Annotated in this window: 13 protein-coding genes; 4 read left to right on the top strand and 9 right to left on the bottom strand. The window is 53.4% G+C overall.

Annotation, left to right across the window (positions count from 1 at the left end; all coding sequences use genetic code 11):
- From sctS to sctW, 9 genes are read right to left on the bottom strand one after another with little or no spacing between them, the layout of a single operon-like run.
- On the bottom strand, window positions 1-261 hold the full coding sequence (sctS, locus tag WFO64_RS20395; RefSeq protein ID WP_031590837.1) for a type III secretion system export apparatus subunit SctS: 261 nt from the start codon (window positions 259-261) through the stop codon (window positions 1-3).
- A 7-nt stretch (window positions 262-268) separates the two neighbouring features.
- Complete coding sequence (gene sctR, locus WFO64_RS20390; protein WP_061060966.1) at window positions 269-922, bottom strand: type III secretion system export apparatus subunit SctR; 654 nt, start codon at window positions 920-922, stop codon at window positions 269-271.
- Window positions 919-1,935 (bottom strand): type III secretion system cytoplasmic ring protein SctQ, encoded by a 1,017-nt coding sequence (gene sctQ / locus WFO64_RS20385; protein WP_337013841.1) that lies wholly within the window; start codon window positions 1,933-1,935, stop codon window positions 919-921. The genes sctR and sctQ overlap by 4 nt, the downstream gene beginning before the upstream one ends.
- On the bottom strand, window positions 1,932-2,414 hold the full coding sequence (locus WFO64_RS20380; protein WP_337013840.1) for a type III secretion system HrpP C-terminal domain-containing protein: 483 nt from the start codon (window positions 2,412-2,414) through the stop codon (window positions 1,932-1,934). The genes sctQ and WFO64_RS20380 overlap by 4 nt, the downstream gene beginning before the upstream one ends.
- Window positions 2,411-2,854, bottom strand: coding sequence for a type III secretion system protein (locus WFO64_RS20375; protein WP_337013839.1), 444 nt, complete (start codon window positions 2,852-2,854; stop codon window positions 2,411-2,413). The genes WFO64_RS20380 and WFO64_RS20375 overlap by 4 nt, the downstream gene beginning before the upstream one ends.
- Window positions 2,841-4,205 (bottom strand): FliI/YscN family ATPase, encoded by a 1,365-nt coding sequence (locus WFO64_RS20370; protein WP_337013838.1) that lies wholly within the window; start codon window positions 4,203-4,205, stop codon window positions 2,841-2,843. The genes WFO64_RS20375 and WFO64_RS20370 overlap by 14 nt, the downstream gene beginning before the upstream one ends.
- Entirely contained in the window at window positions 4,199-5,125 is a 927-nt protein-coding gene (gene sctD, locus WFO64_RS20365; protein WP_337013837.1) for a type III secretion system inner membrane ring subunit SctD, read from the bottom strand. Before sctD ends, WFO64_RS20370 begins: the two co-directional genes overlap by 7 nt.
- On the bottom strand, window positions 5,104-7,257 hold the full coding sequence (gene sctV, locus WFO64_RS20360; protein ID WP_337013836.1) for a type III secretion system export apparatus subunit SctV: 2,154 nt from the start codon (window positions 7,255-7,257) through the stop codon (window positions 5,104-5,106). Before sctV ends, sctD begins: the two co-directional genes overlap by 22 nt.
- Window positions 7,258-8,421, bottom strand: a complete 1,164-nt coding sequence (sctW, locus tag WFO64_RS20355) for a type III secretion system gatekeeper subunit SctW (protein WP_337013835.1) — start codon at window positions 8,419-8,421, stop codon at window positions 7,258-7,260. It lies immediately after the preceding gene.
- 278 nt (window positions 8,422-8,699) lie between these two features.
- On the opposite strand from sctW, the gene WFO64_RS20350 reads away from it, so the two are divergent.
- From WFO64_RS20350 to WFO64_RS20335, 4 genes are all read left to right on the top strand, one after another.
- Window positions 8,700-9,290 carry an RNA polymerase sigma factor gene (locus WFO64_RS20350; protein WP_337013900.1) on the top strand — a complete coding sequence of 197 codons (591 nt, stop codon included), beginning with the start codon at window positions 8,700-8,702 and terminating at the stop codon, window positions 9,288-9,290.
- A 109-nt stretch (window positions 9,291-9,399) separates the two neighbouring features.
- Window positions 9,400-10,896: a PAS domain-containing sensor histidine kinase gene (locus WFO64_RS20345; protein ID WP_337013899.1), complete on the top strand. Its 1,497-nt coding sequence runs from the start codon at window positions 9,400-9,402 to the stop codon at window positions 10,894-10,896.
- Window positions 10,889-11,530: a response regulator gene (locus tag WFO64_RS20340; protein ID WP_061060957.1), complete on the top strand. Its 642-nt coding sequence runs from the start codon at window positions 10,889-10,891 to the stop codon at window positions 11,528-11,530. The genes WFO64_RS20345 and WFO64_RS20340 overlap by 8 nt, the downstream gene beginning before the upstream one ends.
- A 358-nt stretch (window positions 11,531-11,888) precedes the next feature.
- The gene (locus tag WFO64_RS20335; protein WP_061060956.1) at window positions 11,889-12,863 is read left to right on the top strand and encodes a sigma 54-interacting transcriptional regulator; all 975 of its coding nucleotides are present in this window, start codon (window positions 11,889-11,891) and stop codon (window positions 12,861-12,863) included.
- The last annotated feature ends 75 nt before the right edge of the window (window positions 12,864-12,938 follow it).

The raw sequence follows: 12,938 nt of genomic DNA, 5'->3' as shown, positions 1-12,938 counted from the left end.
CTATGCCCCGGTCTGAGGGATCATGGCGAAGGCCTGCTGTGCCAGTTCAAGCAGCTCAACCCCGATCCAGCGGCCACTCAGCGCCAGCGCGATACCGACTGCCACCAGCTTAATGGCAAAGGGCAGGGTCTGATCCTGCAACTGCATCACCGCCTGTAACAATGACACCAGCACCCCGACAATCACCGCCACCAGCAGCGGGGGGGCCGAGAGCAGTACCACCAGCAGCATCGCCTGCTTGAACAGATTCAGTATTTCCATGCTTGCCTCAGAGGTAACTGTAAAATAAGCCGTCCAGCAGGCGAGTCCAGCCATTAATCAACACAAACAGCAGCATCTTCAGCGGCAGCGACAGCGTCATCGGGGCCACCATCTGCATACCCAGCGCCAGCAGGACGTTAGAGACAATCAGATCGATAACGATAAACGGGATATAGATCAGGAACCCGATTTTAAACCCGGCCTGCAATTCCGACAGTACGAAGGCTGGGATCACCAGCAGCAGATTGTCTTTGCTGACGTTGTCTGACATCTCTTTCGGCCACATCCGCACGCTGTTTTCCTGCAGATGGATCAGGATGTCCGGATCGGTGTTGTGGGTCATGAATTTCTGGAGTGGGGCCACCCCATTGGTCACGCTGGTCTTCAGATTATCCGTACTGGATAAGTCGGCGGGGGCCTGACTGAACTGATGCTGCATCTGATTAAACACCGGTGCCATCACAAACAGCGTCGCCGCCAGGGCAATGCCATACAGCGCCATGTTAGGCGGAACCTGCTGCACACCAATCGCGTTGCGGGTGATCAACAGCACCATCGAGATTTTCAAAAAGCAGGTGCAGACGATCATCAGCATCGGGATCAGTGACAATGCCCCAAGGAACAGGGCAAAGGTCATCGGGTCGAACTGTTCGGTATTCATCCGGCCTCCTGCTGCGAGGTCAGCAGCAGCCGGGTCAGCTGTAATCCAAGATGGCCTTCCACATCCACCAGTTCACCGTGTGCAATCAGCGTATCGCCGTGGTACAAGCCGGCTTCACCGGGCGTCACATTTGCGAGCGTCAGCACGCTGCCTGCCTGTAACTGTTGCAGTTCGCCCAGCGTCAGTCGGGTGCGGCCACAGCGCACTTCCAGCGACAGTGGCAGCGAGGCCAGTTGCGTCTTCTCATCCGTGGCGACTATTTCAGGCTGAGACACAGCGTCAAATTCATCAGCAGCATAAGGATCCAAGGCGGTACTCTCCATATGGTTAAGCAAAAAGTGGTGAGGCAACTGCAATTCGCCGTGTAACTGCTGCCCGGCAAGGATCAGGCTGCCCTGACCATCTGGAAGGAAATAGCTGACGGGAGGCACCAGTACATCGCCTGCCCTCAACGCCTGCAGCTGCGGCATGTGCAGGGTAGTGCGCCCCAGTACTAACGGCTGGCTGTAAACCAGCGTATCAGGCAGCGTGCTCTGGCTCCTCTGCCAGCCCGGTTGCTTCAGCCAGTGTGCCAGCCGTGAATGGCTTAGCTGTAGCGGGCACTCTGCATGGCGCTCCCCCAGCCGGACATGTAGCCTGGCGCATAATTCATGCTGTTCCTGCGCGTGATTTACGGTTAAGTCGCCGAATAATCGCGCCAGTTCCGGACTGAGGTACTGATTAAATAATATTGTCTGCCACTCATCCTCTGCGCAGAGGCTGTGCAGGACATTGATGGGCGACAGCGACAGCAGATTAAGTACTGGCGTGGCGTCTCCCAGCGAAAAGGGGCCCAGCGCACAGTGCCAGTGGCTGAAGGTAGTCGGGGGTGACGCATCACCGGGTAGCAGATACAGCTCACCGGCTTCGCCGCCGAGGGTGAAAGGAAAGCAGTGCGCGCGCGCCAGCAGGTTGTGTGAGCGAACCGCCGGGCGGGTGAGACGGGGAAAATGCAGCCGCGTAACCTCGCTCATGATGCGCTGCCCTGCTCAATGTTCAGACGTACCGGCGCGTTAAGAGACTGGCTTAACTGACGGCGACAGAGGATTTCCCGGCGCTGCCACTGAGGCCAGACCTGTGGAGAAAAACGTAGCGCAATCTCCCAGCCTGCGGGTTGGGCCCTGGCGAGTGTGACATCAACCTCACCCGCTTCTGGCAGCAGCACAGTAAAGGCGCAATCCTCATCGGCATGGCTGGCGATACGCTCGTGCAACGCCTCGTGCAGTTGCTGCCAATCCGGCGAGGGGGCTTCATCCTGCACCCTCTCGTGCTCAGACATAAATTCGGTGGTGCTGGCAAAAAACAGCGAACCCAGCACATTCAGCGACTCTTTGCTCTCCTGCTGATGTCGGCGGGTTGCGGGTATACGCTCACGATAACGCTCATCCGGCTGAACCTGCCGCTGAGAAGATGGCACCCGGTCCGGGTATCCCGATGTAGGGGTATTCGTCACGCGTCCTCCAGGTGTTCAGATAAATAGTCCAGCTTCTCTACCGCTTTTTGCTGCTCACGCGCCCACTCTGTCGCCTGCTCCAGCGCATAAGCGGCCTGCTGACAGCTGTATTGCGCCTGCTGACACTGCTTCTTCTGCTGATCCACCGTCTGTAAGGCGCTCAGCTCATTATTGACATGACGGGTCAGTTTTTCCCTTGAGGAGTGGTGCTGCAGGCGTTCGCGTTGCACCTGATAATGCTGCTGGTCCTGCACCAGTTGTTTTTCTTCTGCCTGTTGCTGTGCTTCAGCCTCGGCCAGCAGCGTCTGCTGCTGGCGTTGCTGGCGTTGCGCTCGACTAAGACGTTGGCGGCGGATTGGCATCAGCACATTCAGCGCCTGCTGCAGGCTTTCCAGCGGGCTGTCCTGTTGTTCCAGATCATCTTCTTCAATCAGGGGCATGGGCGCTGACCTCGGCAAGTTGATAGCGGGTGTTATCTAACGGTTCGGGGGCGCGCATTGACTGGCGCAGAAAGTGATTGATGATGTCGTTGGCATTGACGGCGGCATCGGTCAGGCTGTCGTTACCCGGCTGATATTCCCCCAGGCGAAGCAGCATCTCTACCTGCTTATGAGCCGCCATCAGGCCACGAACGCGGCCGGCCTGCATCATGTGCTCGTGGTCCACCACATTGCTCATCGTACGGCTGAGGCTGGCCAGAATATCGATGGCGGGGTAGTGGTTACGCTCAGCCAGGCGGCGACTGAGGACGATGTGGCCGTCAATCAGAGAGCGGACTTCATCGGCGACCGGATCGTTCATAGAATCCTGCTCAATCAGCACAGAATAGAGCGCAGTAATGGCTCCGTCGCGGGTCTGTCCTGCACGTTCCACCAGCCGTGGCAATAGAGTGTAAACCGATGGCGGTAACCCTCCTCGTCCCGGCGGCTCGCCGAGGGCAAGGCCGATCTCGCGCTGGGCGCGGGCAAAACGGGTCAGAGAGTCAACGATCAGCAGGACGCTTTTTCCTTCGGCGCGGAATGCCTCGGCAATGGCGGTGGCGGTGAACGCAGCTCTGGCACGTTCCATACTACTGCGGTCAGAGGTGGCGCACAGCAGCACGGTACGGCTGCGCAATTCATCATCCAGTTCGTGATCGAGAAATTCGCGCAGTTCACGACCACGTTCACCAATCAGCCCGAAAACGATCACATCGCATGGCGTGTTTCGCGCCAGCTCCGCCAGCAGTGTAGTTTTGCCGCAGCCAGCCCCGGCAAAAATGCCTACCCGTTGCCCGTTACCCATCGTCAGTAGCCCGTCAATGGCCCGAAGTCCGGTGGGTAATGGGGTGTGGATGCGCGGGCGTTCGGTGGGTGGCGGTGCATCGTTCAGCACCGGCACGGTGTGGACCTGCGTCCCTGGCTCTGCAAACGCGCTGCATCCGCCAGGTTCCAGCGCCCGACCAAAGCCATCCAGCACGCTACCCAGCAGCCTGCCGCTGACGCAGATACTGTGCGGCAGATAAAGTGGAATAACGATCGCACCCTGCGAAATGCCATCCAGCGCACCAAGCGCTGACAACAGAATTTTCTGCGGACTGAAACCGACAATCTCGGAGAGCACGCTGCCGCCGTCACTGCGCAGAATGCGACATAAGTCACCAATGCGCGCGGCGGGCAGGCTGCATTCGATCAGAATCCCACTGATGCCGGTAACACGGCCATAACGACTGGCTGGCGCATAGCGGCCGAGGCGTTGCTGCTGCTGCTGTTCCCACAGCGCCAGCTGCTGGCGTAGCGCACTCATTACCATTTCACCCTGATGTTTTCACGTCCGGCGAATTCAATGCTGTCGTTATTAATCGCCACAAGGCGTAGCTGGTTAACTTCATCGCCAATAAACATGCGCTGGCCGCTATCGGTGACAATATTGGCGTGCGCGCCGCTGGTGATCTGCACAATCTTAAACGGCAGTTTTGCGCTGACTGCACTTGTCCTGTTATGGATGACTAACCGCACGTCATAATGATGGTAAAAGTTGCGCATCATACGCTGCAGACGCTGATTGTCGTCGTCGGAGAGATTACCGCTCAACGTCAGGCTGTTGTTGTCCGATGCAAGAGCAACCTGTTTATTCAGACCGCGATCCAGCAGCATGCTATTGATGATCTGCCGTGTTCGTCCCACGCTTGTGAGCTGTGGTTTACCCGGTGCAGGCGGCGCAGAAGGCGAGGCGATGCTGGCGTTCAGCAGCCAGCTTCCCAGCATCATTACCAGCAGCAGAATCAGCGCCACATAAACCACTTTTGCCCAGAGCGGTAGCGGTTGTTTCTCCTCTGTCACTCGCGTGAGGGCTGTTTCAGCGGGTGTCGTTGCCGCTGGGTCAGAAAGCGCCGGGATCTCCTCTGACGTTACCGGTTCACTGGCCTCATCCGGCCAGGGGGTAGCAGCACTGACGATGCTCAGCCAGATATGGCCGATAGCGAAAGCCGTGCCCGGTTGCAGATTGTTCAGCTCTTCACATCGCTGGCCTTCGTTGTCATTCAGCGGTCCCTCCAGTGCCTTTACCACCCAGCCTTGCAGGGTTTTGAGAAGCTGGCAGTGGCGATCTTTGATCCCCGGATCATACAGGGCCAGATCGGCATCCTCTGCGGCACCAATCCACCATTGTTCGCCACTCAGGGGCAACGCTGCACCGCGATGCAGCCCGGTCAGTACGCGTAATTCATGCATGAGTCATTTTCCTGGAGGTCTGGCGGTGACTGTTGTAAATCGAGCCGTCCCAGCACATTGATGGCAACGCTATTGGTTAATTCAGCAAAGGACAGAACCGGTACGGCGTGGAACTCGTCTTTCAGTAGCGCGCGCAGCGGGCTGCGTAAATCCTGCGCGACAAGGATTAGCGCGGTTGTACTGTCATAAGGGGGAAAGGCCTGGCGCATCTGATGCAGCAGACTGATGCCATAATCCTGGGCCAGCGAGAAGAAGGTTTCGCTCTGGGCCTGTCGCATGGAGTCACGTAGCAGCTCTTCGGTTTCCGGGGTCAGCAGCCAGGCATCCAGCCCGTTAGGTTGCAGATACTGGTGGCAGATATGTTCTTTCAGCGCAATACGCACGAAATCGGTCAGGGCAGCGCTGTCTCGTTCGTGCTGGCCATGTTCAATCAGCGTTTCTGCGATAGTTCGCACTGAACGTAATGGCATACGTTCGGAAGCCAGTCGTTGCAGCACGGCGGCAAAACGCGACAGCGGCATAATACGTTGCAACTCCTGCGCCAGTTCCGGCTGCTCGCTCTCCAGCCAGTTGAGGATCGATTTGCTCTCCTGCAAGCCGATAAACTGAGAACCGCTTTGATGAATCGCCTGCTCCATGCGCAGCATGATCAGGTCGCTGGCATTCCATATTCGCTGCTCCTCCTGTTGCAGCAGTGGATGCTCAGGTGGCAGCCAGCACCAGTGCGTTTCACCGCGCTCCGCCACGCTCTCTATCACCGGATGCTTTGCATCGTCTGCATGTTCACTGAGCCAGGCTTCAAGACTTTTCTTTCTTACCGCCAGATGTTCGACGGCAAACGTGGCAGTAACCAGCGGGATCTCATAGACGCAGAAACGGAATTCGTCATCGGCCAGCATCGGCGAGAATTCAATGTCGAAACTGGGCAGTGTAAAGCCAAACTGGTAAACCAGCCGGTTACGCAATCGACGGATATTCTGGATCAGTGCTGTAGCTGCTTCACTGTTTTGATGGCCCTGGCTGAATTGCAATAAATAGGCGCGGGTAGGGTTAAAGCGACGCAAATCCTGATGACCATTGTCCTCCGGGGCCAGCTGCAGCGCCTGACGCTGGTTTGCCTCTTGCTGAGTGGTTTCCTGTTTGGTACGCCAGAGCTGAAACAGGCCGCTGCTCAATGCCACAATACTGATAACGATAAAGACCGCGGCAGGCATACCGGGCAGCAGGGCAAAACCCAGCATTCCAGCGGCAGACATAATCCAGGCTTTAGGCTGACTGGTGAGTTGCTCGGCAATTTCGCGACCTATATTGGCATCCACCTGCTGCCCGTCAGCGGAAACGCGGGTAATGATCATACCGGCGGTTAGCGAGATAAGCAGCGCCGGAATCTGCGCGATCAGACCATCACCGATGGTCAGTACTGAGTAGATATGCATCGCCAGGCTAGCATCCATGCCATTTTGCAGAACGCCGATAGCAAAGCCGCCGATCATATTGATAAACACAATCACCAGCCCGGCAATTGCATCCCCTTTTACAAATTTCATGGCGCCATCCATTGCGCCGAACAGCTGGCTCTCTTTTGCCAGATTCTCCCTGCGCTGACGCGCCTGATGCGCTTCAATCAGTCCTGCACGCAGGTCACTGTCAATCGACATCTGTTTCCCTGGCATCGCGTCAAGGGTAAAGCGTGCAGCGACTTCTGCCACCCGCTCAGAACCTTTGGTGATAACCAGAAAGTTCACCACGGTCAGAATTAAAAAGATAACCAGACCTACTGCCAGATTGCCGCCAACCACGAAATTACCAAAGGCTTCAACAATATGACCTGCATCCTGTTGCAGAAGAATCTGTCGGGTGGTGGATATTGACAATGCCAGACGGAACATCGTGGTTAACAGCAACACCGAGGGAAATGTCGAGAAGGCCAGGGGTTTCGGCAGATACATCGCCAGCACGATGAGCAGTGACGAAATGCAGATATTCAGCGCAATCAGCACATCGATCAGGCCGGTAGGCAGCGGGATAATCATCATGAAGACGATCGACATGACAATGGTGGCGCCCACCACTTCCGAGCGCTGCATCGCACTGATGGCGAGACGGTTCAGCCAGACAAACAAAGACCCCATTTATAACGCCGCTCTGGGTTGCGACAGCGAGGCTCGCGGCTCATGGGCAGCGTATTCACTGATCACCGTGCGCAACAGATTTAACGCCATCTGGCGGTTTTTACTTTTCTCATCCCGCCACAGTCCCAGCGGCAGATGGTAGACCAGCGGCACCAGCCCGCTGAGAAACAGCACCTGATGATGGGGATGCTGGCCTGCCACATCGCGTGAAAGATTTTGCAGATCCCGCAGGTAAGCGCCGTTTCCGCTCAGATTTAACAGGCGACGGGTCAACTCTAATGGGCTGAAGCTAATATCGGGCAGTTTCCCGGCCAGACGTGCCAGCAAAATTTTGCTGGCGGTCAGCGTCTGACTGATATTGCCAGCATCCTGAAGGCTGGCGATGATTTTTTGCAGTGCGCCTCGCGGGATGGAAGAACTGTGAGCCGCAATATCATCAGATAACGCGCGCTGTAAGGTGCGCAATCCCTGTCTGAAATGCACGCTACCAAAGCTGTTCAGCAGCGCATCCAGCATCGCATGGCCTGATTGCAGATGAACAATGGTTTTATAGTAGAGCTGGCGCATCGCCTGTTTTTGTGTCGGATCGGTACTGAAAGTGGCAATGGCGCTGGCGGTATTCAACCCGGCGCTGACTTCGGCCCCTTTTTCCTTGTGTAACAACTCAAGGCTTTGTAATGCCCTACCTGCCAGTTCGGTGTTTTGCGTCAGCTGTGCCTGGAGCATTGTGTGACGCAACATTACGTCACAGCGCACAGGATCATCACCTGCAGCGTCCAGCAGCACATCCAGATGTGGAGAGGGTGAACGGCTCAGCAGGGCCTGCATCTTCTGATTCAGGGTTTCCAGCTGTGCGTGTTGCGGGTGCTCCAGCAACTTCATCAGCTCGTCTAACTTCTCAATACGTTCAATATGTTGCATCGCCCGGCTACCCGGCTGTGCCACCACTTTCCGCTGATTTAGCGCCTTGCTTTTACGTTCTACGTGTTCCGCGAAGGTCATTGAGACTTCTTCCATCGAGTCTTCCAGCAGGGAAGCAGGCATGCGTGATGATGCACTGGACGATGAGGGCGCAACACTGACCGGCGGCAGAACATCATCTACCACGCTGGTAGCAACCGGCAGCGTCGGTTGAATGCCGGGTATAACGGGAGCAATTTTCATCCTGGCGAACCTCAAATATGAGAGCTGTTGCAGGTATGTGGCGTGTTAGGTGCTGCGGTTCCCTGATGATTTTTCCTGCTGAAAAAGTCAAAACCTGGCTTTGCAAAGAGTTGCAAATTCCCCCCTGCACCCCTGGCAATAAATTGCCATAAAATGACAGAGTAAAAATAAATAACTCAATAATTTCAATAAGTTGAAATTTTACTTTCGACTGGCACAGGCATTGCTATAGCCATTGAGCCGCTCGGGCATCAATGGATAAAGGAATGGAGTTTGTTATGTCAGAAATTCACTTGCAGAACACAGAGCAGTTATCAGTCAACAATGTTGTCCCGATGAACATCGACTGGGAGCGGATTTTTCGTGAGCATGGCCGGCGCGTACACCATTTCATCCGAAAACGTGTTTCTCACAAAGAAGACGCGGAAGATCTGGTTCAGATGACCTGGCTGGAAGTCTTTCGTAATCGCGACAAATTCGCGGGTGCCTCGCGGCCAGAAACCTGGGTATTTGGGATCGCCCTGAATTTAATTCGTAACCATTTTCGTCAGCAGTCCGGGCGTCCACGCTATGATGAACTGGAAGATGATATTTTACTGGTGCAGGATGGCGATCCCAGCCAGATTACTGAACATCAACGCATCTTAACCTCCACGCTTAACTCAATTGCCCTGTTGCCGAAGGAAACACGTCATCTGTTGAGTATGCTTTTAGAGAAGGAAGGCAGTTATCAGGATATCGCCGAAGATTTGAATATTCCTATTGGCACTGTACGTTCGCGTTTATCGCGCGTGCGTGTATCACTAAAACAGGCCATATCCTACTACAACCAAAATGGACCTAAAATCCACTCAATCGTGAAGTCGTAAAGTGATGCGCAAAGTGCCCGTGCCACCCGGACAGAACTTCAATGCCACACTGCAAAGAGGCAGATGCGTAGCCAGACCGGATAAAAGAAGTTTACTCACAGGAGACGAGATGCAATTTTCCGAGCGACAGTTAAAGAATGGTGATGAACCGCTCAAATTGGTCGAGTTTGCGCTGAATATGGTAAGAGACGCTGTCTATCTTGTTGACTGCGATACCTGCTTCTTTTACGTCAATGATGAATCATGCCGCATGCTTGGCTATAGCAGTGAAGAATTACTGAATATGGCAGTCTCTGATATCGATCCAGCATGGAGCAAGGACGATATCTTCGCTATGTGGAAGCGGGTACGGGAGCAGAGTGGTGGAAAATCCTTTACCTTCGAAACGCATCACAAAAGTAAATGGGGCGAAATGATTCCGGTTGAGGTCAGCTCTAACCCTTTTACTTATAAAGAGGGCAATTACAGCATGTGCGTGGTTAAGGATATCAGAGAGCGCAAACATCTTGAGCAGATGGCGCATGTCCGGGAGCAAGAATTTCGGGTTCTGGTGGAGAACTCTCCGGATATGGTCGTGCGTTTTGGCACTGACCTGAAATGTCATTATGCTAACCCGGCCGCGTTGCGTCATCTGCATCTGTCGGCTGAAGAGTTACGGGGAAGCAGCCTGCGTGAGCTTCTTGGGGTTTTACCCTGTGTCGAACATATTGAGCGTTTGATAAAAGAGGTGGTCAGCACGCAAATTGAGGCGGAAGGGGAACTGGTTGAATCGGACAGCCCACTTACTGGAGGAACCGTGATCAACCATACCCGTTGCGTGCCGGAGTTTGATCAATATGGCAATCTGATGTCGGTAATGGTGGTTGGGCGCGATATCACCGCGATTCATTATGCAGAAAAAAAGCTGGAAGATTCACATATGCGCCTGCGTCTTCTGGCAAGGCAGCGTGAAGTTTCACGCGAAGAAGAGCGTAAGCGTATCGCACGGGAGATACATGATGAGTTGGGACAGCATTTGACCTCGTTAAGGATGGGCATTTCAATGCTGCGTATCCAGTTCAGTAAAAACAATCCGTTGCTCTATGATCGCGTGGTACATCTGATGGGGCTGGCTGATAAAACAATTCAGGTGGTGAGAAACGTCGCGACTCGTCTCAGACCAAACGTTCTTGATATGGGACTGACGCCGGCACTGGAGTGGCTGCGGGATGAATTCATCAGCCGCCATACCGGCTGCTGTTGTCGGTTAATCGCACCTGAACAGGAGGTGAAGCTAAATGATGAACAGGCGACCGCCGCTTTCCGCGTGGCACAGGAATCCTTAACGAATATCTCACGTCATGCGCAGGCCAGTGTGGTGACGATCCTCGTTGTCAGATACCCCAGTTCAGTGGTGCTAACCGTATGTGATAATGGCCGTGGTTTCGACTGCGATCAGCGTAATGACAATGCGTTCGGCCTGATGGGAATGAAAGAACGGGGTCGGATGTTAGGCGGTCATGTGGAAATTGAGAGTCAGCCATCCAAAGGAACCCGGATAATGTTAACAATACCACTCATCCAGGTGACGACGAATATTGAGAATTTGGAAGAGTACAATGGATAATAACATTCGCCTGATGATAGTGGATGATCACGTCATTATGCGTGAAGGACTGAAACAGATATTTTCGCTGGATGACCGGCTTATGGTAGTCGCTGAAGCGGGTAATGGTGCTCAGGTAATGGAAGGTCTTCGTAGTGAAGACGTTGACTTACTGCTACTGGATATGAGTATGCCTGGATTATGTGGTGAGGAGCTGATTACCCGTATTCATCTGCAATATCCCGGCCTGCCCATTCTTATCCTCACTATGTATAGTGAACCGCAGATTGCGCGGCGTGCCCTTAAATGTGGCGCATTAGGCTATATCACTAAAGACAATGATCCAGAGGCTCTGCTTGCTGCTATTCATCGCGTGGCTCGAGGAGAGCGCTTTATCGACCATGTTCTGGCCGAGCAGATTGTCTTTTATGAATACACTCAGGCGGGGGAAGTTTTACATGAGCGCCTGACGTCACGGGAGATGCAGATCATGCTCATGCTGGCGGGTGGCGACGGCGTCAATGACATTGCTAAAGCACTGGCAATCAGCAACAAAACGGTGAGTACACATAAATCGCGTCTTATGGAAAAAATGATGTTTACCACTAATGCCGACATCGTGAAATATGCTATCAGTCACCGGTTAATCGCATAGGATTGCTCCTGGATTATCTTCTCTTATTATGACTTTCTTACATGCCTTCCTGTTGGTGTTATAAAAAAATCTCCTTACCTTACAAGTAAATAGAGTAAGCGCATTGTGTAATCGCTTACATTTTTCTATTCAGAAGTAAGGAGATCCTTACCCATACCCCTGAAAAAACCTTACTGAATGTTCAGCATATGATGATGGTTTCATAACGTCATTACAGGACATTCTTAAAGCCTGTGTAAGCCAAAAGTAAACAAAGATACTACAAATGTAATTAATTGTAATCGACAGGCTGGTTGTAATACTGATGTGCGTATGAGCGGCGTCAAATAATTTAATGGACAGGCCAGGGGTAAATTTTATGAATATCAGAAACAGTGAGCGCTCGTTTCAGTCGTGGCTGGGGAAAGGGGAGCACATTACTCTGACAGAAGAGCAGCCCGTTGATATCCACAACTCACTGGCTGCAATTATCCAGACCGTTGCACCTTTAAAAATTGATTTAGTCCTTGAGGGAGAGACGGGTACAGGAAAAGACACACTGGCACGAAAGATTCATCAACTTTCTGGCTGTTCTGGAAAATTGGTACCGGTTAACTGCGCGGCAATACCTGAGACACTGGCTGAAAGCGAACTCTTTGGTATCAACCACGGCGCCTATACCGGAGCAGGACAGGCACGTGCCGGCTATGTGGAAGAAGCGAATAACGGAACGCTGTTTCTCGATGAAATCGACAGCATGCCTTTATCATTACAAGCTAAAATGCTGCGTGTACTTGAAACCCGGGGAATTGAACGTCTGGGCGGAACCCGTTACATTCCGGTAAATATGCGGGTCATCGTGGCAACACAAACACCACTGCTTACTCTGGTTGAGCGTGGAACCTTCCGCCGCGATCTCTACTTTCGTCTCAACACTATCAACATTCAATTACAGCCACTCCGATCACGCGTTGAAATGATTATCCCGATGTTTCGTCAATTCCTCGACAAGGCGGCTGGCTCATTGCAATGCATCCCACCCAAACTTACTCAGCAGCATTACGAATGCCTGCTGAGTTACAGCTGGCCGGGCAATATCCGTGAATTAAGAGCCGCCGCTGAGCGTTTTGCGCTGGGATTACCGCCCTTGAACCTCCCCTGTCACTGTGAGCATCAGCGGCCACAACTGAAAGATATGATGCGTAACATTGAAAAAAATCTGATTCAGGATTGCCTGGTTCGTCACGATCACTGCATTGATGATGCGGCCAGGGAGTTGGGAATGCCCTTACGCACACTCTATCACCGAATCAAACTACTTAACGTTAGCACGAACCGCATCATCACCCAGTAATCTTCCATTCATTCGGCCCGACTCGCTCGGGTCGAAAAAAACAGGCGGATAAGAAAAAGAGGGTGACTCTTTATC

It is taken from the genome of Pantoea sp. AS142 (assembly GCF_037152305.1).
Classification (GTDB): Bacteria; Pseudomonadota; Gammaproteobacteria; order Enterobacterales; family Enterobacteriaceae; genus Pantoea.
This window is presented reverse-complemented; position numbering and strand designations above follow the sequence as displayed.

Bases quoted from the DNA above. Each gene is read 5' to 3' on its own strand.
- sctS (WP_031590837.1), bottom strand. From the start codon at position 261: ATGGAAATACTGAATCTGTTCAAGCAGGCGATGCTGCTGGTGGTACTG.
- sctR (WP_061060966.1), bottom strand. From the start codon at position 922: ATGAATACCGAACAGTTCGACCCGATGACCTTTGCCCTGTTCCTTGGG.
- sctQ (WP_337013841.1), bottom strand. From the start codon at position 1,935: ATGAGCGAGGTTACGCGGCTGCATTTTCCCCGTCTCACCCGCCCGGCG.
- WFO64_RS20375 (WP_337013839.1), bottom strand. From the start codon at position 2,854: ATGCCCCTGATTGAAGAAGATGATCTGGAACAACAGGACAGCCCGCTG.
- WFO64_RS20370 (WP_337013838.1), bottom strand. From the start codon at position 4,205: ATGGTAATGAGTGCGCTACGCCAGCAGCTGGCGCTGTGGGAACAGCAG.
- sctD (WP_337013837.1), bottom strand. From the start codon at position 5,125: ATGCATGAATTACGCGTACTGACCGGGCTGCATCGCGGTGCAGCGTTG.
- sctV (WP_337013836.1), bottom strand. From the start codon at position 7,257: ATGGGGTCTTTGTTTGTCTGGCTGAACCGTCTCGCCATCAGTGCGATG.
- sctW (WP_337013835.1), bottom strand. From the start codon at position 8,421: ATGAAAATTGCTCCCGTTATACCCGGCATTCAACCGACGCTGCCGGTT.
- WFO64_RS20350 (WP_337013900.1), top strand. From the start codon at position 8,700: ATGTCAGAAATTCACTTGCAGAACACAGAGCAGTTATCAGTCAACAAT.
- WFO64_RS20345 (WP_337013899.1), top strand. From the start codon at position 9,400: ATGCAATTTTCCGAGCGACAGTTAAAGAATGGTGATGAACCGCTCAAA.
- WFO64_RS20340 (WP_061060957.1), top strand. From the start codon at position 10,889: ATGGATAATAACATTCGCCTGATGATAGTGGATGATCACGTCATTATG.
- WFO64_RS20335 (WP_061060956.1), top strand. From the start codon at position 11,889: ATGAATATCAGAAACAGTGAGCGCTCGTTTCAGTCGTGGCTGGGGAAA.